19 protein-coding genes are annotated in these 23,489 nt (G+C 47.0%); 14 read left to right on the plus strand and 5 right to left on the minus strand.

Features of this window, described 5'->3' with window-relative positions; all coding sequences use genetic code 11:
- Positions 1–88 precede the first annotated feature (88 nt).
- Positions 89–1,414 carry a glycoside hydrolase family 125 protein gene (locus RQP50_RS25675; protein ID WP_021252678.1) on the plus strand — a complete coding sequence of 442 codons (1,326 nt, stop codon included), beginning with the start codon at positions 89–91 and terminating at the stop codon, positions 1,412–1,414.
- Between the two features lie 103 nt (positions 1,415–1,517).
- On the opposite strand, the gene bluB is transcribed toward RQP50_RS25675, so the two are convergent.
- Positions 1,518–2,180, minus strand: coding sequence for a 5,6-dimethylbenzimidazole synthase (gene bluB / locus RQP50_RS25680; RefSeq protein WP_028533753.1), 663 nt, complete (start codon positions 2,178–2,180; stop codon positions 1,518–1,520).
- Positions 2,181–2,459: 279 nt separating this feature from the next.
- Positions 2,460–4,565, minus strand: coding sequence for an acyltransferase family protein (locus RQP50_RS25685; protein ID WP_315747139.1), 2,106 nt, complete (start codon positions 4,563–4,565; stop codon positions 2,460–2,462).
- A 426-nt stretch (positions 4,566–4,991) separates the two neighbouring features.
- Between RQP50_RS25685 and RQP50_RS29410 the strand changes: the two genes are divergently transcribed.
- The 3 genes from RQP50_RS29410 (at position 4,992) to RQP50_RS25695 (ending at position 6,925) form a co-directional block, all read left to right on the plus strand.
- Positions 4,992–5,396, plus strand: a complete 405-nt coding sequence (locus RQP50_RS29410; RefSeq protein ID WP_394358442.1) for a zinc-binding dehydrogenase — start codon at positions 4,992–4,994, stop codon at positions 5,394–5,396.
- 188 nt (positions 5,397–5,584) lie between these two features.
- A complete protein-coding gene (locus tag RQP50_RS25690) occupies positions 5,585–6,037 on the plus strand; it encodes a chemotaxis protein CheX (protein WP_021252682.1) in 453 nt (150 codons plus the stop codon).
- Between the two features lie 111 nt (positions 6,038–6,148).
- Positions 6,149–6,925 (plus strand): SDR family NAD(P)-dependent oxidoreductase, encoded by a 777-nt coding sequence (locus tag RQP50_RS25695; RefSeq protein ID WP_315747140.1) that lies wholly within the window; start codon positions 6,149–6,151, stop codon positions 6,923–6,925.
- Between the two features lie 147 nt (positions 6,926–7,072).
- On the opposite strand, the gene RQP50_RS25700 is transcribed toward RQP50_RS25695, so the two are convergent.
- Positions 7,073–7,330, minus strand: coding sequence for a DUF2573 family protein (locus RQP50_RS25700; RefSeq protein WP_021261954.1), 258 nt, complete (start codon positions 7,328–7,330; stop codon positions 7,073–7,075).
- 172 nt (positions 7,331–7,502) lie between these two features.
- Between RQP50_RS25700 and RQP50_RS25705 the strand changes: the two genes are divergently transcribed.
- The 10 genes from RQP50_RS25705 (at position 7,503) to RQP50_RS25750 (ending at position 20,431) form a co-directional block, all read left to right on the plus strand.
- Positions 7,503–8,789: a DEAD/DEAH box helicase gene (locus tag RQP50_RS25705; protein ID WP_021252685.1), complete on the plus strand. Its 1,287-nt coding sequence runs from the start codon at positions 7,503–7,505 to the stop codon at positions 8,787–8,789.
- A 450-nt stretch (positions 8,790–9,239) separates the two neighbouring features.
- The gene (locus tag RQP50_RS25710; RefSeq protein ID WP_021252688.1) at positions 9,240–10,622 is read left to right on the plus strand and encodes an ABC transporter substrate-binding protein; all 1,383 of its coding nucleotides are present in this window, start codon (positions 9,240–9,242) and stop codon (positions 10,620–10,622) included.
- A gap of 197 nt (positions 10,623–10,819) precedes the next feature.
- Complete coding sequence (locus RQP50_RS25715) at positions 10,820–12,286, plus strand: ABC transporter substrate-binding protein (protein WP_315747141.1); 1,467 nt, start codon at positions 10,820–10,822, stop codon at positions 12,284–12,286.
- A gap of 117 nt (positions 12,287–12,403) precedes the next feature.
- Complete coding sequence (locus RQP50_RS25720; RefSeq protein ID WP_315747142.1) at positions 12,404–13,801, plus strand: ABC transporter substrate-binding protein; 1,398 nt, start codon at positions 12,404–12,406, stop codon at positions 13,799–13,801.
- Positions 13,802–13,803: 2 nt separating this feature from the next.
- Positions 13,804–15,129 carry an ABC transporter substrate-binding protein gene (locus RQP50_RS25725; RefSeq protein ID WP_315747143.1) on the plus strand — a complete coding sequence of 442 codons (1,326 nt, stop codon included), beginning with the start codon at positions 13,804–13,806 and terminating at the stop codon, positions 15,127–15,129.
- Between the two features lie 158 nt (positions 15,130–15,287).
- A complete protein-coding gene (locus RQP50_RS25730; RefSeq protein WP_315747189.1) occupies positions 15,288–16,697 on the plus strand; it encodes an ABC transporter substrate-binding protein in 1,410 nt (469 codons plus the stop codon).
- 166 nt (positions 16,698–16,863) lie between these two features.
- A complete protein-coding gene (locus RQP50_RS25735; protein ID WP_072730638.1) occupies positions 16,864–17,649 on the plus strand; it encodes an ABC transporter ATP-binding protein in 786 nt (261 codons plus the stop codon).
- Positions 17,646–18,911 carry an ABC transporter permease gene (locus RQP50_RS25740; RefSeq protein ID WP_142545856.1) on the plus strand — a complete coding sequence of 422 codons (1,266 nt, stop codon included), beginning with the start codon at positions 17,646–17,648 and terminating at the stop codon, positions 18,909–18,911. The genes RQP50_RS25735 and RQP50_RS25740 overlap by 4 nt, the downstream gene beginning before the upstream one ends.
- Before the next feature lie 343 nt (positions 18,912–19,254).
- Positions 19,255–19,431 carry a GapA-binding peptide SR1P gene (locus RQP50_RS25745; RefSeq protein ID WP_090513584.1) on the plus strand — a complete coding sequence of 59 codons (177 nt, stop codon included), beginning with the start codon at positions 19,255–19,257 and terminating at the stop codon, positions 19,429–19,431.
- Positions 19,421–20,431 carry a hypothetical protein gene (locus RQP50_RS25750; protein WP_315747144.1) on the plus strand — a complete coding sequence of 337 codons (1,011 nt, stop codon included), beginning with the start codon at positions 19,421–19,423 and terminating at the stop codon, positions 20,429–20,431. The genes RQP50_RS25745 and RQP50_RS25750 overlap by 11 nt, the downstream gene beginning before the upstream one ends.
- A 79-nt stretch (positions 20,432–20,510) precedes the next feature.
- Here the strand turns inward: RQP50_RS25750 and RQP50_RS25755 are convergent, their stop codons facing one another.
- A complete protein-coding gene (locus tag RQP50_RS25755; RefSeq protein WP_315747145.1) occupies positions 20,511–21,116 on the minus strand; it encodes a DUF1854 domain-containing protein in 606 nt (201 codons plus the stop codon).
- On the minus strand, positions 21,109–23,304 hold the full coding sequence (locus RQP50_RS25760) for an ABC transporter ATP-binding protein (protein WP_315747146.1): 2,196 nt from the start codon (positions 23,302–23,304) through the stop codon (positions 21,109–21,111). Before RQP50_RS25760 ends, RQP50_RS25755 begins: the two co-directional genes overlap by 8 nt.
- Between the last annotated feature and the right edge of the window lie 185 nt (positions 23,305–23,489).

Genomic DNA, 23,489 nt, shown 5'->3' on the forward strand with positions numbered 1-23,489 from the left:
GCCACGGGGGACAAGCCCACAACGGGCCTGCCGAAGTGTGACAAGAGAGATAATTACATCATGTGGAGAACAGGTGGAGGATAATAACATGGAACAATTTCGTTTGCCTAAAATCGATGTACCTGCATTTGACTTGCCAAAAGCAGTCGTCCGCGTTATGGAAGAAGCGGAACAGAAGCTGGCGCATCGTCCTAAGTTGTTGAAGCTGTTCAAGAACTGCTTCCCGAACACGTTGGAAACAACGACTAAACTGCTGGATGACGGGACAACATTCGTCTTGACCGGAGATATTCCCGCAATGTGGCTGCGCGACTCGGTGGAACAGGTGATTCATTACGTTCCTTTCGCGAAGAATGACAAGGATTTGCAGCGCATTATCGGTGGTTTGATCAAGCGTCACATGTTCTATATTAATATTGACCCATATGCAAACGCGTTCAACGAGACTGCGAATGACTGGCACTGGGATGCGAATGACCAGACTGAGATGTCCCCATGGGTATGGGAACGCAAGTATGAGCTGGATTCGATGTGCTTCTCGATTCGCCTCGCATATATGTATTGGAAAGAGACAGGACGTACCGATATTTTCGATACGAACTTCAAGTCCGCAATGCGCAAAATTGTGGATGTGTGGAAGACAGAACAGCATCACTTCGAACAATCGCAATACCGCTTCACACGTGTGAACTGTCCAGCGATTGATACAATCCGCAACGAGGGCAAGGGAATGCCTGTAAATTACACAGGAATGACTTGGTCCGGGTTCCGTCCAAGTGATGATGCATGCGACTTCCACTACAGCATTCCTTCTAATATGTTCGCGGTTGTCAGCTTGCGTCAAATGCAGGAAATTGCAAAGTACGGCTTCCGTGACGAAGAGTTCGTTAGCGAAATGGCGAAGCTGGAAGAGGAAATCAATCACGGCATCCAGTTGTACGGGGTTCACAACCATCCGACATACGGCAAGATTTATGTGTATGAAACAGATGGCTTCGGCAACTACTGTCTCTTGGATGATGCAGGAACGCCAAGCTTGCTGTCCATCCCTTATATTGGATATGCGGACGCAAGTGATCCGATTTATGAAAATACGCGTAAATTTATTTTGAGCAAAGAAAATCCGTACTACTTCGAAGGCAAGGTTGCCAAAGGAATCGGCAGCCCACATACGCCAGACGGCTATGTATGGCACATGGCGTTGTCCATGCAAGGATTAACAGCAGCAAGCGATGAAGAAATGCTCGCAATGATTGATATGCTGGAAGCTACAGATGCGGATACAGGCTTCATGCATGAGGGCTTCCTCGCGGATGATCCGAATGTATTTACACGTCCCTGGTTCGCTTGGTCGAACAGTCTGTTCTCGCAGCTTGTGTGGAAGGCCATGCATCGCGGGCTGTTGGATAAATAAAGGTAGATCCATTACGAAGAGCGATGATGAGAAGCAGCCGTCCATCTCCCTAGGGGAGTGGACGGCTTTGTTATTGAGTTTGGGAAGCTTGCTTATCGTAGATTTACAGCAGATTGGAAGAAGTGCCCCATGTATTGTCATAGACGAGCTGGCTCAATACTTTCCGCTTCTCCCAGTTGTAGGCTTCGAGCAGCGGTCGCTCCGGATAATCCTCTGTATAACCGATAGAGATAAGAGCTGTGGGATCAATATGAAGCGGGATGTTCAGAATCCGCCGGATATCCGGCTTCTTATAGAAGCTAACCCAGCCCATTGCCAAGCCCTCAGCGTATGCGGCGAGCCACATATTTTGAATTGCGCAGCTGACAGACATAATATCGGTCTCGGGAATAGAGTTGCGACCGAGAACATGGTCGCCACCACGCGAAGGATCGCATGTAATGCAAATCGTAACAGGGGCCTCCAGAATGCCTTGAATTTTAATCTCCATAAACTTGGTGTCGCGATCTGTGCCTTCATAGTGAATCGCCAGCGCACGACGCTCGCGATCTACCACTTCTGCCAACTTCGCCTTGGTCTCCGCGTCTTTGATGACGATAAAGTTCCACGGCTGCATAAAGCCCACCGAAGGCCCGTGATGGGCAGCCTCCAGCAGTTTGACCAGCAGCTCATCAGACACGGGCTGTTGAAGGAATGTACGAATATCGCGGCGATTGTATATCGCCTTGTAAACGCCTTCTTTTTCTTGTTCGGTTAGTTTATTCATTGTCATGAGTTACACTCCTTTTTCTTGTATTTCAAAGGCATGTCATACTATTGCATGTTTCCCTCATATGTTTATTATAACGTACAAGTTATTCATGCTGCGAATCGGGGTAAGGTATGAAGGGATCTCTTGTTGGGAAAGAAAAAGGGCCTGCCCTACATACATGTGGCAAGACCCTGCAGCAATCGTAATATATTACAGATGATAGTAAATAATTGGCTTTAAGTATTAGATAAAACAATTAGAACATTTTTTATATAGGATCAAGCATGGTTTTCGTTATGAATGTTTTGTTGCGGGTGTTTTCCCACTAGGTGGTGGTGTCACAGACTTCTTGCCAGAACTGTGTTCTGATCCTGGTTGACGAGCAGGCTGCTCTTTTTTAACTTCAGATAGAGACTGAACAGCATCTGCCACTAGGGCGGCATATGCTTTGGCGCCCTTAGGTACGAGATGAGTGCCATCCAGCTCGAAATAATCGTCATGGTCTTCAGTGGCGTTGTACCAATCGACCAATGTAATGTTGGAATGGGCAGCAGCCATTTTCGCTAACAACGCATTGACCTTACCCTCCCATTTCTCTGGCATGCGCGTATTGACGAAAATAATATGCTCAACATCAGAGAGGGATTCGATCAGTTTGTTTAACTGCTTTTCACCAAATATGCCGTTTGTTCCAAGTGCGATGATGACATATCTGCCGAGCTTGCCGTTCTGCTTCAACCCCTGAATAATATCGCTGGCTGCGGACATCTGCCTTCCAATCTTCGCATCGACAACAGTACCAGGGAGTTGCTTGCTCAGATAGGGAGCAACATCGAGCATGACTGAATCACCAATTGCAGAAATAGACCAGTTCTGCTTCTTGTCGGATGCGCGGTCTGTGTGAGACGGCTGATTCGGCTGTTGTGTTTGCTTGCTTTTAGGCTGCCCGCCTCCCTTGGCAGTTGAGCTAGATTCTAACGGGTCATCGGCACCTGAACTGCCGGGCTTCTTGATGGGATCAGAAGCAGCATCAGAGCGCTTCGGCTTCTTAGGTGTCGTATCCTTAACTACATGGGAGCCGATATGTTCGGTTTGGTGAGCCTTAGATGCGGCTCCTTGATTGTCTTTCGTGATGACAAGCTGATTGCTTGCATCAGGTTCTCCTGATTTTACTTGGGCGGCATCCACTAATGAACGACCGCTCATGCCAGCGTAGAACAGAGTAAGCAGCAGGACACAGCAGGCAGAAATGGACCAGTACTTCCATGACAGCCGATGCCAAGAATAGGGATCGCGTAGCTTGAGCCATAGATAAGAAAGACAGCCGCGCTGGATCGGCTGTTCGATATACTTCCACGACAAGGCGGCGAGCAGCACGCTCGCGGTGACCTGCAGCATGGCGCGCGTCCCATCAAATCCACTCGTATTGACTTCAGGATTAGTGAGAATTATGACCGGATAATGCCACAAATAAATGCCATATGATCGCTTGCCGATCCATACGAGCGGCCCCCAGCTGAGCAGCTTACTCAAGCGGCTTGCTGGATGTGCAAGCGCCGCAATCGTAAGTGCGCTCACAATAGAGAGCAGCACGAATCCCACTTGATATAGAAAATCATCGTATTCACTTACTTCTACAATCATATAGAGCATAGCGCCTAATCCGAGAGCCCCTATTAGATCAAGGCTTAAGCCTGCCTTATGATCTGTGTTTGAGACAAGACGTCTGCTGGGCCATACGACTGCAAGTGCAGCTCCAATGAGAAGAGCGAATACCCGCGTGTCTGTACCGTAATATACACGGCTTGGATCAGTGCCTGGCTCATACAGCCATGCCATTGCCAATGCAGAAACCGCTGCTGCCGCTGCAATTCCGAGCAGAAGCTGACCTCGCCTTGGTGCAAGCTTTAATCCAATCATGAGTAGTACAGGCCACACCAGATAGAATTGACCTTCAACGGCAAGAGACCATAAATGAAGGTAGGGTGAGGGCGAACCAAAGCTGTCAAAGTAAGAAACATTGTGAAAAATGAGATACCAGTTGTTCCCGTACACGAAGGTTGACCATATATCTCCTCGTAGTTTGGTCAAGCGCGCAGGATCGAAAATGGTTAGCCAAGCAACGCTGAACAGCAGCATAACGAGAATGGCGGGAACTAGCCTGCGCACTCTGTGTACCCAGAACGTATACAGATCAATTGCACCTCGCTGCTGCCTTGTGGCCAGCAGTAAATCCGTTACAAGGTAACCGGACAAGACGAAGAAAATGCCGACACCTAAAAAGCCTCCTTGAGCCCAGCCAAGATTCAGGTGATAGGCGATGACGGCCAGAACAGCAATTGCTCTCAGGCCATCCAGGGCGGGCATGTAGCGTCTATTGTTGCGTCGAAGCTCATGCATATTGGACGCCCCCTATATGTGGTGTGACCACGACGAATAACCGTACTACTGAATCGTTATTCGGATGAAGTCTCATGCATAACCATTTCATTGTAGTCTTGATGTCCTTTCTTGAGATGTAGGGGAACATGATTGATTTGGATAATAAACTGGTAAAGGTTTCAGGTGAGTCCTGCTTGCGTTGAACCGTGTTCGTAGCGAAGAGGATGAAGGGGTGTAAGTGTCAGATATTCTCTTACTCGTTCCTTGTGCCTATATCTCCTAACCGTGTATGCAAATATCAAAGTTCGAATAACCTCTCTTACTATATCGAAAAAGCACATATGTACTCGTTACAGATCTATTACATATTTTATTCAATTTTGTAATTTTTCGGATTCATGGTAAGGTTACAGCAATCTGTCCCAACACTTGTTACGCAAGCTAGTGACTAGAGTTGTTGCAAGCGACAGTGGAAATGTTTTCAATGTCTGTTCCGGTCAATGGATCCGGTATGCATTTACGATAATTCAAGCTTCAGGGGCCTTACATGTACTCGATCACATCACAGAAGCTTTTATGGATAAAATTATGTCTTTGACACACGAGAGAGGATCCGATGTAATCATCGAATTTTTGGCGAATGTGAATTTGGAGACTGATCTAGAAATAATCGCACCTTATGGCCGCATCGGCGTAGTTGGTAACCGGGGCAGTTTGGAAAGATCATATTATCCATTGATTAAGGATCAAATAATCCGAAGAGAAGGCAGACTACCTACTAATAGAAAAGAGCTGTTTCCTGCAGCAGGCAATGCAAAGAAGAAAAAAAGGAGAAAAATGTCGAATTAAACCCAAAGAAGTAGTTCTTTATACTCAAAAACTTAATCTGGATATGTTTTTCTTGTGAAAATGATAAATCATATAGTGCTTGGCTGAACCGTTTTCAGTATAATAGGCATAGAAAAGTGGAAGTATAGGACGTTCGGAATATGTCGAATATACTCCATTAATGTCGGAAAGGGGAAAAGATAGCTGAGATGAGAGCCGAATGGATTCAACCTTTTTTGCAATCGGCAAGCACAGTTATTGAACAAATTGTGCAAGTCCGTCCCAGTCGGGGAGAGCTTCAAATGTTAAGTTGGAGCGGTACGCATGATTTTCGCATCCAGGTCGGTCTGACGGGGCAGTTGTCCGGACAGGTGGCATTTGGCTTGAACGAAGACGTGGCGTTGAAAATGGCATCGGCTATGATGGGGGGATCTCCTCTTGCATCCCTTGATGCTATCGGTGAGAGCGCCATTTCAGAGCTAGGCAACATGATTAGTGGCAACGCAACGTCACTGATGTACAATCAGGGAATCAGCGTTGATATAACACCTCCCCAGCTGCTCATATCGGCTGATCATCCTGGTCCTATTCAAGAGGTCTTGGCTGTACCGTTATTATTGGATGGAATCGGTCGATTTGATGTACTTATGCATATCGGCTAAAGTGATAGAGTCGACGTTGTATCCTAATGCGGCGACGCAGTTCTGACCAACTGCACCTGCTTTGTACATAAGTGAGACATGGTGCGGATTGGAGGGTAAAGGAGTAAATCAATGGAACTGAAGGGCAAGATTGTGCTTATCACTGGAGCCTCGAGCGGAATTGGGGCTTGGACAGCTCAAGCAGCTGCTGCGAAGGGAGCCGTTCCGATCTTAACGGCGCGCTCCATAGAGAAGTTGGAAGTCGCGGCTGTCTCGATGACGCCTTCACCTGCCGTCTATACGATGGATGTAACGAAGGATGAGGATGTGACGCGCGGAATTATCACTGTGATGGAGAAGTATGGGCGTATCGATATCTTGGTGAATAATGCAGGTTTCGGCTTGTTTGAACGGACTGTAGATATGCCATCCTCGCAGTTCGCCGCGATGATGGATGTGAATTACATGGGAACGGTGCGCTGCACGAAGGCGGTCCTGCCTCATATGCTGGCCCGGGGAGAAGGGCATATCATCAATGTAGCTTCTATGGCAGGCAAGGTTGGGTCTCCGAAGTCTGCAGGTTACACGGCAACGAAGCACGCGGTGCTGGGCTTTACGAATGCACTGCGCATGGAGCTGGCAGGGACAGGTGTTGCTGTATCTGCAGTGAATCCAGGACCTGTGAATACACCATTCTTCGAGCAGGCAGATCCAAGCGGACAATATGTAAATAATATTCGTTGGTTCATGATGGAGCCAGAGAAGGTTGCGCGGCATATTGTTCGGGTGATGGAGACCCGCAAGCAGGAAGTGGATCTGCCGTGGATTGGTGCGCTCGGAGGGCGGTTGTATGGATTGTTTCCGAGAATATCGAACCGGATTGCGGCTAAAATGTTGAATAAGAAATAAACATGTGGATGTTGTTAGGATAGGCAACCATTGGCGATTCCGATGGTTGGCATGGCGAAGTCCGCCCACTCCTGTTCGATTGGGATCAGGAGAAGGCGGACTTTTTGTGTGCTGAGCACGATTGGCATGCTTCAAATACTACTCGTCTTACTGCTCGTCGCCTTCATTGGCACGGTGAGCCTCATTCATTTGCTTAATTTCCTCGAACAGTGCACGAACGGCTGCCTTGCCCTCTGGATTGGCATTGTTCCAATGACGGGTTAAGTTGGGCATTGTTTTGTGCATATGATTATAGAGCGCCCACATTTTCACTTTTTCCACCGTTGCAGTGTCAGTGTGTCCGGTAAGCAAATCGGCATATTTCTCCAGAAGCGCATCGAATGAAGCGGATAGGTTGTCAGTCATTTGTAGATACCTCCTTACTTTTTTAGATGTGCATGTTTAGGCTATCATAACGAGTAATCATTTGGAAAGTTGGAGTGAAGACTTCTTTTCGATATAATGGGTACAGCGAACAATGGGAAGGTATGTTCATTTATCATGAATCAGCGCCTTCCATAGAGAGGAACGATACAAGTTGAGTACAACATTTGACACATTTGCAATACGAGAAGAGCTGAAGCTTCGGCTGGAGGCCAGACATATTACGGAGCCATCACCCGTGCAGGCTGCGGCAATTCCTGCTGCATTGGAAGGACGCGACGTCCTTGCACAATCACAGACGGGTACGGGCAAGACGATTGCGTATTTGCTTCCTGTCCTAACCCGGATTCAGCAAGATGCACGATCAACACAGGCCGTGATTATAGCGCCTACCCAAGAACTTGCGATGCAAATTGTTCGGGAAGCGGAATATTACAGTGAGGGCAGCAGCATTCAAATTGCGTCACTGATAGGCGGTGCGGCATTGAAGCGCCAGGTAGAGAAGCTGAAGCTTCACCCGCAGCTTGTCATTGGTACTCCGGGCCGGATTCATGAATTGATTGAGATGCGCAAGCTGAAGATGCACGAGGTGCGCACCATCGTCGTGGACGAGGTCGATCATGTACTGCAGAAGGGCGGTGCGAGCGATACTGATTCGATTATGCGCAGCGCGCTGCGTGATCGTCAGCTCCTATTCTTCTCCGCTACCCTGCCTGCTGAGGTGAAGGCTCTTGCAGAACGATGGATGCAAGATCCCGTTAACATTGGCATTGAACCTGAGAAGCGGATAGCGGATACGATTGAGCATCTTGTATTTGTATGCGAGGAGCGCGATAAGATTGATATGCTGCGCCGTCTCGTTCGTCATTGGAATCCGAAGCAGGCAATCGTATTCATCAATGACTCATCTGAGATTGCTGAATGGGAGCAGAAGCTGGGCTATGCGAACTTGTCAGTTGCTTCGTTATATGGAGATGCGCCGAAGCAGGAGCGGGTGAATGTCCTTCGACGCTTCCGTGAGGGACAGTTCCAATTGTTGTTAGCTACTGATGTAGCTGCACGTGGATTAGATATACCGGATCTGCCGTATATCTTCAGTGCTCAGCCTGCATTGAATGCGGAACATTATGTTCATCGTGCAGGGCGAACAGGTCGCATGGGACGTCAAGGTGTGTCCGTCAACCTGATCTCTCATCGTGAGCAGTTCATTATGCGTAAATTCGAACGTGAGCTCGGAATCGTTATCCATGAGCGCGAATTCTACAATGGTCGCATCTTCGAGCCGAATGATGCATCACGTCGTCCGAAGACGAAGCCAGCTGCCAATCATCAGCCGAGCAAGCCGTCGGCTGGGTATCGCCCGCCGTCGAAGGACAAGCGTTCTGGCAAGGACAAGGATAAAGGCGCACCTAAATGGCTGAAAGAGAAGAAGCGCCAGTAATAACAGCAATGGTATGAACTCGAACGAGGAACCGCCGCAGATAATGGATCTGCGGCGGTTTTTTTTGCGTAATCACTATCTATCTCATATTCATTTATTTCGGGCATTGGCACTTCTGCCATTCGCATAGGGATTTTTCCATATTTATCGATAACCATTGCTCTCATATCCTAATTCCTCCATATAACTCTATATTATATTTCTAATCATCTACGAATGAACGTCTAGTGTTTGCCATTGGAAAATTCAAGATACGACATATACGAGTCTTCACTTGTATCTTCGACTTAGGGTGAATCTATGACGAGCACAAAAAAGATGGAGAAAACATGGAACAATTCTTGAATCCAAGAAACCAAATGGCTGGTAATATCGTCTAATTAGATAGGGGTATGTACAGATGAGCATATATCTTGTTTCTTGTGCGACAAATAGGAAGGGGAGAATGAGTTGGCGTCAAAGTGGAAAATAGGGGTGCTGCTGCTTACGGTAGTAGCTTTAATGAGTGGCTGTCTCGGGGAAAAACCGGTGCTAGAGCAGCTGGAAGAAGGGAAAGGTAAGATTAAGGTCGTTAGTTATAACGAGGAATCTTTCTATAGTGAGTATGGAAATTATTTCAATATTAAATACCCGGATATCGAATTTGAAGTCGTTAGCTATCAAGAACTGTATGCCAACAATCAGGATGGCGAACCATTTGATTATGATGAAGAAATGGAAAAGTTCATAGAAAAAAATAAGCCGGATGTGCTTCTCTTAAACGATAAGCTGTTCGAAAAGTATGCGCAAAGTGGAAAGCTGTATGGTCTTGATCAAATTATTAGCCAAGAAAAATTTGATTTGGAAGGCTACATGCCAGGCCTAATTGATATGATCCGCTCCAAGGGGAACGGTACTCTATATGGATTGGCGCCGTCCTTCTATACGAATGTACTGTACTATAATCGAGATCTATTTAAGGAGCATAATGTAGAGCCGCCGAGCAACAAGATGAGCTGGCAGGAGATTATCGACTTGTCCAAGCGATTTACTTCTATCGGTTCGGGAGACAATCAAGTCTATGGATATTATCAACCCTATGGAGACATACGATCTGCCGTGAATCAAATCGTCTCATCCTCTGCATTGAATCTATTCGATACGAAGGGCGAGAAGCTGCTTATTAATTCGGATGGATGGAAGAAGGCAATTAAGATGGCAACAGATGCTGTGCGCGACAAATCGATTGGCATTCCATCTTCCGAGCAAAGAAGTATGTCGGATGATCCGTTCTTCCAGGGTAAGGCGGCGATGGTAACGGAGGGGACTTGGTTTGCACAGCAACTCAGGGATCGCCCTCGTTATGATAAGAAGGTAAAAGAAATCAATTGGGACATCGTAACAGCACCAATCGATCCTTCGAGTCCTGACGAATCAAGTAATGTGGGCTTATCTGATATTTATGGGGTTGCAGCTGATTCCCCAAATAAGCGTGCGGCCTGGGAATTCGTCAAGTTCATAAATGGGCCTGAAATGGCGAAGGCTTCTGCACGTTCCATGACTGGCCGTATTCCAACACGTAAGGACTATTTCAAGGAGATTGATGGCCGCAGCACAGAGCCATTTTACCTATTGAAACCTAAATTGGGTGCATCCTCATCAGGCTTTTGGAATAGTAAAATTCCAGAGAAATTCCATGAGGGCTTCATGCCATTGGTAAATACGTCGCTACAAGCGGTAGTCGATAATAAGAAGACGGTGGATGAAGCTGTAGCTGAATTGGAAACGAAGGGGCAGCAAATGCTTAATAAAGCGAATGAAGAGCAAAAGGCCAAATCAAAGGATAAAAAATAATAGAATCTGAATCAAGATTCATCACAGATCCATCATAGAACCTTCTATGGTGGATTTTTTTATTCACTTATAGATCGGATGGAAGTAGCGGGGAAAATTGATTTCTTTCACATAAAATCAATTCTATTGTTGAATGATGGAAAAATGATCTATATACTTATTGTTGATATTTGGAAAAATAGGAAGGAGAGTTGTGTGTGAAGACGAAATGGAAGCTCGTCATATTTCTACTAACGATTACTTCTATGTTAAGCGGATGTCTTGGAGAGAAGCCCGTATTGGAGCAGCTTGATGAGGGGAAAGGAAAAATTAAGGTTCTCTACTATAACGAGGAATCATTCTATCAACAGTATGGCAATTATTTTAATGTGAAATTTCCGGATATTGAATTCGAGGTTGTAAATTCAGAAGATATGTACGCAAATCGGAAGGATAATGAGCCGTTTGATTATGAAGCAGAAACGAAAAAGTTTCTTGATAAGCATAAGCCTGACGTCTTGTTCTTGAATGACACCATGTATGAAACCTATGCAAAGGACGGGAAGCTGTACAACATAGAGGAGATCATTGCACAGGAGAAATTTGATTTGGAAGGCTATATGCTAGGTCTTATTGATATGATTCGTGCGAAAGGGAACGGTACATTGTATGGACTTGCTCCATCTTTCTATACGAATGTATTGTACTTCAACCGCGCTTTGTTCAAGGAGCACAATATCGAGCCCCCGCGCAATAAGATGAGCTGGCAGGAGGTCATCGATCTGTCGAAGCGCTTTACGGGTATCGGTTCAGGAGACAATCAAATCTTTGGATTGTACCAAGACTATGGAGATGTTGATCGTGTGATGGACAACATTGTCTCTACCTCTGGCTTGAAATTGGTAGACCAGAAGGGCGAGAAGCTGCTTATTAATTCGGACGGTTGGAAGAAGGCCATCACCCTTGCTACCGATGCGATACGGTCGAAGGCCGTCTATGTCCCACCACGAGATAATGGTGAGAATGGACAAATGATGCGGTTCGGTAATGATATGTTCATGAGAGGCAAGGCGGCGATGATGATTGAGAGCACGTGGTTTGCGCGTCAAATTAAGGATCGACATCGTTATGACAAGGAAGCGAAGCAAATCGATTGGGATATCGTCACGGCACCGGTAGATCCAGCAACACCTGATGAGTCTGGCAATGTGTTTTTATCTGAAATTTACGCGATATCCGCAGATTCTCCAAATAAGCGAGCGGCGTGGGAATTCGTTAAGTTCGTCAATGGTACAGAAATGGCGAAGGCTTCTTCCCGAGCGCTAAGTGGACAAATTCCGACCCGCAATCAATATTTCAAGGAAATCGACGGCAGAAGCACGGAACCGTTCTACTTGCTGAAACCGAAGTCTACCGCTGAGCGCTACAACAAAAATATTCCTATGGAATTTTACGAGCCTTATAACCAATTGCTGCGGAAAGCATTGCAGGATATCGTCGACAACAAGAAGTCGTTAGACGAAGCGGTAGCTGAATTGGAAACAAAGGGGCAAGCCGAATTGATAAAGGCGAAAGAGGCAGAGAAGGCGCGTCTAGCGAAAGAGAAAAAAGGTGATTCGTCTTCGACGAAAACAGAGTCTACAGGCTCTACAGAATCCACTGGATCCACTAAATCAGGTGGCTAACCTGTCCGAATGATATAGATATATGACGTTACAGTACCTATTCTCCATGCCTTCTTGTGGCGAGAATAGGTACTGATCGTTTGAAGGGATGCTGCAGAGGTGAAGGGGAAGAACGTAATGTCTATGTCTAAGGTATTAACGCGTGCCATAGTGTCTATGTTAGTACTTGCGATGATGATGGCAGGATGCAGTTCGGAAAAACCGCTTCTGGAAGATTTGGACAAGGAGAAGGAAGTTACACTTAGAATTCTAACCAATATGGATAGAATGTCTTTTAGGAATTACTATGGGGGATTATTTGGGATTCAATATTCAAATATTGATTTAGAGTTAATTCCGTTTGATGAACGATATTCATCGAATCTTGACAGCATTGTGGCTCTGGAAGCGAACATTAGTAGGGTTAGACCAGATGTTGTCTTTCTGTCGCCTGATGCCTATGAACGACTAGCTGTCGAGCGCAAGCTGTACAATTTGGAGCCGATAATACGCCAAGAGCAGTTCGATGTGGATACGTTTCTTCCAGGTCTCATCGATTGGATCCGTGAGAAGAGTGGGGGAGCCTTGTATGGCTTAGCGCCCTCTTTTATGGGCAAAGTGTTATTTTATAATGCAGATTTATTTCACCAATACGGTGTGGAACTGCCGCATGATGGAATGACGTGGGATGACGTGTTGAAATTAGCCGCACGGTTCCGCAATGAGGGATCCTCAAATGATGAAGTAAGTGGTCTCTATGTGTGGGATATTGAGGCTGCTATATTTGATATTTCTACGAACTTGGGCCTAAAACTCGTTGATTCCAAAGGGGAGCGAATGTTGATCCAATCGGAGTCTTGGAAACGAGTATTCAGCCAGACCGTTGAGGCGATTCAGAACAGGGATATACGTCCCCAATTCTCAATTGCTAATAACGGAGTGATCAAGGAAGAAAGGTCGGATTTATTTCTAGCTGGACGTGCGGCAATGAAGTTGGATTGGAACATGGGTGTGTTTAGTTTACAGAGGGGAAATATTCAAGGAGGCAACAATCATGCCTTTGATTGGGGCGTGGTTACAGCACCAATCGATCCATTTCGGCCTGGAGAGACCCCTTATATTCAGATCCCTAATATTATGGCAATTCCTATCGAGGCGGAACATAAGCGGGAAGCATGGGAATTTATTAAGTTCTCAAATGGCCCAGAAAAAGTAGAGAGGGGGTTGCGAAATTTCCCCTTCGAAATGTTGTCTCGCGGTTTGTCCAAGAAAACTAAGGATTATAACAAGCTTGAAACGTTCTATAAGCTGCGTATGAGTCAGGAACGTGATTCACGGCCATACCCTGTGAATGTGCCAGACTCTTTTACAGAACCTTTTGACAAGTTGTTAAACCAAGTCCTAACTCGCATGATTCGCAAAGACGTGACCGTGGAGCAAGGAATTAATGAATTGGACATCAAGGGGAACGAATTATTGAAGCAGGCCCGAGCAAGTCAGAATGGAGGGGGGCCAACATTAAACGGATATCAATAGGGTTGCTAGTTGTCATTTTACTGCTTATGAGCGGGTGCTATGGCGAAAAGCCTGTTCTTGCACCGCTTAAGGACGGTAAAGGAAAATTACGAGTTGTATATGATGATGAAGATCAATTCTTCAATGATTACGGCGATTATTTTCAATTCCTCTACCCGGATATCGAAATAGAAGTTGTCAGCACCACGAATTTATTTGCGATACAAAATAATGTGATGGACAGATCGGATCAGAATATGGAGCAGTTTATTAAGGAGAATAAACCTGATGTGCTGTTCTTGAACGAAGAACTGTTTGACAATTTTCTACACACGGGGCAGTTATACAGCTTGGATGAAATTATGAAGCAAGAGCAGTACGACTTAAGCGGCTTTATGCCTGGTGTAATTGAATCGCTTCGGGATAAAGGAGGAGGAAAGCTGTATGGTCTAGCTCCTTTCTTTAGTACTTTTGTTCTTTATTACAACGAGGATCTATTTAAAGCGAATCATGTGGATCTTCCCAAGGACAAGATGACTTGGCCGGAAGTGCTTCAACTAGCTGCCCGTTTTGGACAACCTGCATCGGAAGGCAGAACTGGACAGTATGGGTTGTCATTTGGATACACGAATGCCCATTTGCTGTTTGGGGAGATAGCTAAGGCATCCTCTTTGCAACTAACTGACCCAACAGGCAGCAAGCTGCAAATTCATTCCGATAGTTGGAAGCAGGTTATGACGATGACAGTGGATATGATCCGTAGTGGTGCTGTATTTGCAGATCAGGCAAGTCAAGCTCTTAAGATATCCGGTGAAGAGGCATTTTTACAGGATAAGTCGGCGATGCTGCTTACCGGGATCTCAGGAGCAAATGAAATGGAAAGGCGTCAAATCAATACCAATATGAAGAAGATGAATTGGGGAATGGTCACTGCTCCCATTAATCCGAATTACCCAGAGGAATCCGCATATGCACATCTGGAGGAGATATGTGCAATCCCCGCTGATTCGGTTAATAAACGTACGGCATGGGAATTCATTAAATTCATGAATAGCAAGGAGTTAACGAAGAGTGCTCCCGATATGAGGCCTCCTAAGCTGCCGACTCGGATGCAGTATATGAAGAAATGGAACGGGAGAAGTACAGAGCCTTTGTATGCATTGAAGCTGAATTCGCATCATCGCTTCATATGGGACAATCAACGCGTTCCCATGGAGCTCAACTCCGCCCTCACTCCGTTATTGCGGGATGGACTACAGGCTGTGCTTGCCAACGGGAAATCTATTGATGAACTGCTTGATGAACTGCAAGTGAAGGGTCAGGAGGCACTGGATAAGATGAAGCAATAATACAGGAATAGGGAGAGTCTTTTTGCACATGGATGCAGCGGCTTTTTTGATAGAAATCTGATATTCGCCTTATCTTGTGACGCAATTGTTTGAATATTGGCGGTTTGGTAGATATACTAAATCTTATTGGAAAATAGAGGGTGGGAGGTCGTGTGTTGGTGAGGTGGAAATTCTGGAAGTTGAGTGCTTTACTGCTTGCAGCCATGTTGCTCGTAAGCGGTTGTCTTGGGGACAAGCCGGTGCTTGAGCCGCTAGAGGAAGGAAAGGGAAAGATTAAAGTTCTTTATTATAGTGAGGAATCATTCTATAGGCAGTATGGAAACTACTTCAATATTAAATTCCCGGATATCGAATTTGAAGTCGTTGGTATGGAAGATCTCTATTCGAGCGACGACTATCAAGAAGCACTGAAGAAAATGGTAGAGAAACATAAGCCAGACGTTATGCTTCTGAGCGAGGATATTTTTGAGACCTTTGCCGAAGATGGGAAGCTGTACGGCCTAGATGATATCATTGCACAAGAAAAGTTCGATTTAGAAGATTTTATGCCAGGCCTTATCGAGCGTATTAAAAGCAAGGGGGGCGGCAAGTTGTATGGCCTCGCTCCTTCCTTTTATACGCGAGTCTTGTATTACAATGAAGACTTATTCAAGGAGCATCATATTGAATTGCCGAACAACAAGATGAGCTGGAAGGATGTTTTGGATTTGGCCAGACGATTCAGCGGTATTGGTTCCGGTGAGGATCAGGTCTATGGGTATTATCAGGAGTATGGGAACATGAGCAATCTGTTTCAAGATATTGTTAGCTCGTCATCTTTGAAGCAATTTGATGCGAAGGGTGAAAAGCTGCTGATTAACGCTGATGGCTGGAAACAGGCCTTTACACTGGCAACGGATGCGCTGCGAAGCAAGGCTGTATATATGCCGCCGAAGGGCGAAGAAGCGCAATTTATGAATAATAACTTGTTCGTTCAAGGGAAGGCAGCAATGATGATGAGTGGTACTTGGCTCGCGCAAGAGATTGATAATCGTTCGACCTACGACAAGAAGGCGAAGAAGTTTGCCTGGAACTTCGTCACAGGTCCGATCGACCCTTCGTCTCCAGACGAATCTGCTTATGTGAATTTATCTGAAATCTATACAGTGTCTGCGGACTCAGCGAATAAGCGCGCAGCGTGGGAGTTCGTCAAGTTTGTCAACGGCAATGAAATGGCCAAGGCAGCCTCGCGTTCCATGATGGGAAGCTTGCCGACACGAATGAAGTATAAGAAGGATATTGCAGGCAAGAGCTCGGATCCGCTCTATATGCTGAAGCCAAAATCCTCCTCGGCCTATGGCTGGTGGAACAAACATGTTCCTAGCGCTTTTTATAGCACCTATGACGGTATGGTTCAGCAAGCCCTCGAAGCCGTAATTGAGAAAAAGAAATCCGTGGATGAGGCTGTTGCAGAACTGGAAGCCAAGGGGCAGGCGGCGTTAACGAAAGCGCATGAAGACGAAAAAGCGCGCAAGGCTAAAGAGAAGGGCAATGAATCAAGTTCTACTGGAAATGGAAAGTCGGGTTGATGAAATTAATAGGATTCTTGTGTGAAAAAGCCGTCTGAAAAGACGGCTTTTTATTGTTCATACAGAACGCTCTTATTGTTACAGAAATGTAAGGCCGTGATTAGAGGATATCCATTCGCTTCCTGTCAGGTTGTTCGATATAATGAGAACAGTGAGGTGAAGAGGCATGAAGCCTTTATTGAAGATTGATAGACTAACTGGTGGTTACAGTACAGGCAGACCTGTGCTGCATGATATCTCCTTGCAAGTGAATGCAGGCGAAATGGTTGGCCTCATTGGATTGAACGGCGCAGGGAAGAGTACGACGATGAAGCATATATTAGGACTGCTTGAGCCGCAAGCAGGAAGCGTTGCCATACATGGGAAGACGCTGGCGGAGGATGCGGAAGCGTATCGTGCTGCTATTGCGTATGTACCGGAGTCGCCGATTCTATATGATGCGCTGACGGTGCGCGAGCATCTGGTATGGACGGCTACCGCATATGGCGTCGAACAAGGAGTATTTGAGAAGAGGGTGCGGGAGCTTGCGGAAATGTTCCATATGACCGCACACCTGGATAAAGCTGCACAGCATTTATCGAAGGGGATGCGGCAGAAGACGATGCTCATGTGCGCGTTTGCTGTTCGGCCGCCTTTATATATTATTGATGAGCCTTTCCTTGGACTTGATCCGCTCGGTATTCGATCACTGCTCCAATATATGAAGCAAGTGCAGGCAGAAGGCGCATCATTGCTGGTGAGCTCTCACATTTTGTCGACGATTGAGCATTACTGTGATTCGTTCGTGCTTCTGCATCATGGTAAAGTTCTCGGAGCGGGCACGGTGCATGGAATGCACGATCAATACGAGGCCCAGTCAGGCAAGCGGGCGGAAGAGCGGCTGGAGGAGCTGTTCTATGCGTGGGTTAGCGATGAGCGCATCACTGGTTCTGTGGATGGTGTACAGCGATGACACAGACCCGAATGAAGGAGGCATCCACCGTCAATAGTCTGACAGAGGTGCTTCTACATCCTGAGGAGCTATGGGCAAGCCGCAAGCGTGAATTCTGGGGCAAGGTCATGCCTTATATGCGCTACGTCATACAAAGCGGACTCGGGGCACTCATGCTATTCGTGCTCGTGGCAGGGACGGCGTTATATGCTTCCTTTATCGAGCACATTCCGCCTACTTTTCCGATTAAGGAGGTTGCCCTGCTCCTGGTAGCGCCCGCAGTTGCCTATACGACCTATCGCACGCTGCTGCGGCCAGCGGATCTTGCCTTTCTGCTGCGCATTGAGCACCGAATGTCCGGCTATATGAAGAGAAGCGTACGCTATAGCCTATGGCCGCGAACAGTACTCCTTATTGCTGTGTGGTGTGTATTGTGGCCGTTATACAGCCGTGCAGAGGATAACCCGAAGAACTTCATCTTTACTTTAATCCTATTGTTGATGCTCAAGGCGGTTGCTGCATTTGGCGCTTGGAAGGAGCGCCACTATAGTGACAATCGCCGTCGAATTGCTGCCCGTTACGTGCGTTATCTATGGGCTTGGGGAGCAACGGCTTGTTGGCTGTGGCTCAATATGCCTGCTGCGCTTCTTGTCATCGGTGTGAGTGGGTTGGTGTACATAGGCTGGTTGGTTACAGGGAGAACGCTGCGTTTTCCATGGGAGGCGCATTTCGAAGCGGAGAAAGCGCATGAGGGACGAGTTTATTTGTTTTTGAGTGGATTCGTGGATCTGCCAGCAACAGACGAACGTCGATATGCGAGACCGTGGCTCAATTTCATAGGCAATCGATTTGCATTGCGGAAACCATTTGCCTATCGTTATTTGTTAATGAAGACGTTGGTGCGAAGTGAGCTGCTGGGCATCTTATTGAGGCTGGTCATCATTGGCGCTGTGCTTTTATATTGGACAAATGCTACAGAGTGGAGTCTCCTGCTGTATGCAGCAGTTGTATTCGTTGCAGGCACACAGATGGGGGCTGTGTTTGCCTTCCATCGACATGATGTGTGGCAGGAAGTTTACCCACTTCCCGTGCATGCACGTCATGAAGCGGCATTATATGCCAGTACCGTTGCGCATGTGCTGGCAGCCTTCGCTCTGCTGCTGCCAATTGCAGTCGGGCCATTATCGGTCTCATTCAAGCTAGCCGTGATCGGATCGGGGGTGGCTATCGTCTTGTTGACTAGATGGAAACGTTCGAAGCCGCGCAAGGATGATGAAGATTAATCGAATAGGAAGCATAAAGATTACAACATAAAGGGTTCCTGGAATAACATTTCGAAGCGTATGAACGAATTAAATAACTGCAATTGTCTATACGGGACAAGGGAGAGATGCTTTATCTGCTTCCTTGTCTTTTTTTGTCAGTATGTTTCACAAGCAGTTCATGCATATGCACTAATTCTTTATTTCGTGTCTAGTCGTACAAGCAGCGACAAGAATACGATACATTGTGACGTCATAGTTATGGTAATGGGATGGCTGAATCCGCTATCATCATCAAATATGCAGCCAATTGAATTCGGCAGGGGATGCCCGTCATGCAGATGAAGGGAGAGGTGAATGTCCGATGGAGCAAGAACGTCGTCAGCTATTGCTTGGGGCAATCATATGCAAGAGGTGCGATCGGATAATTGCCGAGCAAGATACGGAAAAAGTCATGGTGTACTATGTGGAGTGCAATAAGCGCGATTGTAGAGAGCAAACAGCAGTGATGGAGAGAGAGGTACTGTACATTGAAGCTTAGTTCGAATCAGGCGGAGCAGTGGGATAAGACGGTTGTCCAGCGTCATGGCCATTCCAACAGTACGGCTGGCATACGGATTATCGAATTGCATCAGCAGCATATTCATCATGTGGGCACATTATGGCGGGAGACGGAATACAAGAACTTCGTCCCTTATTCGCCTCAATTAGATGGCCTGCATGTTGCACAGTGCGGCAGTTCTACAGAAGTGCAGGCTGCTGCAGAAGCAGGGTATCACAAGTTGCTGCTGGCGCCAAGTCATAGCTTATTAATGAAGTCGGAACGTGTTCGTCTCATTCGTGAGATGCTGCTTGCTGGAACGGCGGGAGAACGTGATTCAGCGCTTCAGAAGCTGCTTCCGCTGATGACGGCCGAATATGAACATATGTTGGCTGTCCTTCATCGACATGCTGCTATACATGGATATGTGCGTTTGCTCGATGCCCCAATTATGCAGATGCTGCCGAGTATAGCTGATTTGGAGTTGCGAATGGGAGTCGTTCAGCGCTTTGCGGCCGATTCCGATCTATCAGTGGAACGGCACCGTCTGCATCAGCAGTGGTTGAAGCTTAAGCAATGGAAGCAGTGGCTTCATTCCGGAAACGGGGACAAATGCATGCTGTCGAGCGCAGTTGTAGAATGGATCGATATGCAGGCAGAAGCCTTGTTCCGGGCTGAGCAGCGCTTGGCGAATCAAGGATATGATATTCAATTAACGGTGCTGCTGCCGTATGAAGCGGGGAGCTGGAAGCAGCATGTCGGCTGCGTCCGTCTGGCTGCCGAGCAAATTCTTGGTGTTCACGCCACACGTAGTTACCCGATTGTCGGGATCCGAATAGAACATGCGGTTAGGGCTCGGGAGGATATGTCACAATCTGGAAGACTTGGTGGATTGGGCGGGCAGTTCGTCTTACCGGAAATCGATATGGACTGGGAAGAAGTTGATTTCGTTTGGATGAGTCGGGGAGGGGAGCAGACGAATGAGTACGATCATTTCTAGATGATCGTTCATAATATAGCTTGAACGGTGGAAAAGCCAGTGACGGTATGGAAGCTGCCGGCACTGGCTTTATTTGAATTTAGAACAACCGGTTCAGCCATCGCTTGCTTCCGGGGTCTAGTTCAGTGATCGGAGGCACGATACAGCGTCGTCCGAAGCTGTCGAGCAGAATCATTCCCCCTTCTGGTGAAGGCTGGACGTGCTCATGCAAAGTTTCCAGCTCGAGCCTCATTGTTCCTCTATCAGTGATAACCTCCCATTTCCACACATTGTTCTTCTCATGTATGCTCACGATACTCTCCACTCTAGGAATGAAATACCGACGCTTCAGCTCGAGCTGAATAGCGTCTTGACTGCTGGAATCCAGCTGCTGCAAGTCGCGTACAATGCCAATTTCCTTGCCATCACGATCTCGTACAGATAAGTAGCATAAGGCGTGAGAGAATGGAAATGCCCGATAAATTGATACTTCCGTTGTTGCCGTATCTCCATCCCTAAGCTCCAGCAGGCCTCCTTCACTGTGGCGAAAGGATACGGTGGGAGGAAAATAGCGGATATCTTCCGCAAATGCGCTTATGGAAGTGGCGGACTGATCATGATCGTTAGTGTTGTTCGCTGACTGGTTGCGGATATGTTCTTCCAGCTCGGCTTGATGGAGCGGTTCTTGGACATGAACATCAGGCAAAGAGATACTCCCCTTTCATTTCAGACATTTCCTGTTGAGCCTGCACAAGCTTCGCGTATACTCCATTCTGTGAGAGAAGCTGATCATGGGAACCGACTTCCACGAGCCTGCCCTGATCCAGGACAATAATACGAGTGGCGTGGCGGAGCGTAGACAGCCGATGAGCAATAGCAAAGGTCGTGCGCCCACGAATGAGTCTTATCATCGCTTCTTGAATCTGGCGCTCTGTGGCGGTATCGACAGAAGCGGTAGCTTCGTCGAGAATCAGGATTGCCGGATCATGGAGAATTGCGCGTGCAATGGCAATCCGCTGCTTCTCACCGCCGGATAATCGTGCTCCGCGTTCGCCGACCCGAGTATCATAACCATCGGGCATTCGGATGATGAAGTCATGTGCATTCGCTATCTTGGCGGCACGCATAATCTCCTCTGGAGATGCGTCAGTCTTCGCATAAGCAATGTTCTGGGCTACAGAACCATCGAATAGAAAGGTTTCCTGAAGAACGACTCCAATATGCTGACGCAAGCTCTCCTGCTTCATGTCTCTAATATCGATCCCGTCGATGCGAATGAGGCCGCTGTCAGGATCATAGAAACGGCAGAGCAGATGAATGAGCGTGGACTTCCCTGCTCCTGAATGACCAACGATACCGATCATTTCTCCAGGCTGTACAGCAAGTGTAAGCTCCTTCAATACGGGACGATGCTTCTCGTAACCATAGCTAATATTCTCGAATTGTACGGCTCCGCGTACAGAGGGGAGGCGCATTGCTTGATCTCGATCCGGTACCTCTGGCTTCATATCGATAATTTCAAATATGCGGCCTGCGGCAGCAAACGCCCGGCTGGTCCAGTTTACGGCTTGACTGAACCATTTCAGTGGGCCAAAGAACACACTCAAGTAACCAATGAACGCCATAAGTGTTCCAAGTGTCATATGTTGACCAAGTACGGATTGACCCCCAACGAACCAGACGAGCAGCAAACCAGATTGTGTCACAAGGGAGAACAAGGGGAATACACCTGCCCAAAGTCCGTCTACACGAATGGACTGCTTCATTAACACATCATTCGCCTCATGGTAACGACTTCTTTCTGTGCTCTCTTGTCCGAATGCTTTTACGACGCGAATGCCTTGGAGTGTATCGCCTACAATCGTGTTGATGCGATTAAGCGCTCTCCAGTGGATGTACCAGCGCTGATGAATGAATGGCCAGATGACAAAAGAGAAGAAGATGACGATGGGAGCTGGGACGAGTGCTAGCAAAGTAAGCTGCCAATTGAGTGAAGCCATCATGGTGAAAATGGAGATGATGAGCAGAATCTGGCTGGTAACCCATACGACGCCATCGTTCAAAAATTGACTGAGTGCGTCGGCATCATGGTTGACTCGCCCAATGAACTGTGAAGTTTGGCGGCGATCAAAAAATCCGAGCGACAGCTTCATCAGAGAACCATATACATCCTCACGGATATTATGCATAAGCTTACTGCCGGTATGTACGCTGATATAGCCGCGAACGGTCGTCATGACAGAAAGTGTGAGCTGAACAAGACCAAGCATCAGTACGAGTGCGAGCAGGGATGCGGCGGGATGTGTCGTCTGCAGGACATCATCGACGATAATTTTCGTGAGGTAAGGAGGGATAAGTTCAATTAACGTTGTGGCGATGACGAGCAATGAGGCAACCGACATCCATTTCTTATAAGGCTTCGCATAGTCCAGCACTCTCCTGAATGCCTTGCCCTTATCGGTGCAGCGTAGGCAGCTTTCATTCTGGTTAACGAGTCGTGCCCCACATTTGGAGCACCGCCGCGGCATGTCATCCACGGATGGAAGCGGCAGCTCATCTCCCTGAATGATTGCTTGGATCAGTCGGCAAGCGAACGCGAACTTCACAGTTTCCATCGATGTGTATCGAACGAGTACGATCGAACCGTGCTCAGTATCTGCGATGAGCTGCGAGCTGCCTATCGCATCATTCGTTCGGCACCTGTTGACAACGCTTACAAGAATGCGTTTTTCTAATTTTCCAGAAGAGGTGCATATGAAGATTTCATCTTGGGAAATCAGCAGCCAGCGTTCAGACAATGTAGCATCGTCCTGAATATCGGCTCTCCCGCAGAAGAGCAGTTCAGCCATGGTCATGCCTGCGGTCGCGAATGGCGGTGATTCGATAAAACGCAAGGATATCCCCCTTTTCTATAAGAATTATTAATATTGGGAAATTGTAACATACAAACTTGTGTTAGGGGAGGGGGATATCGTATAGCTGCATAATGTTGGAGGAAAGATTCAAGATAGCACAGAGAACGGATCTGAAATAAAAAGAGCCGCCTAAGGAGCAGTATTCTACTCCTTAGGCGACAATT

It is taken from the genome of Paenibacillus suaedae, from assembly GCF_032337355.1.
Taxonomy (GTDB): Bacteria; Bacillota; Bacilli; order Paenibacillales; family Paenibacillaceae; genus Paenibacillus_B; species Paenibacillus_B suaedae.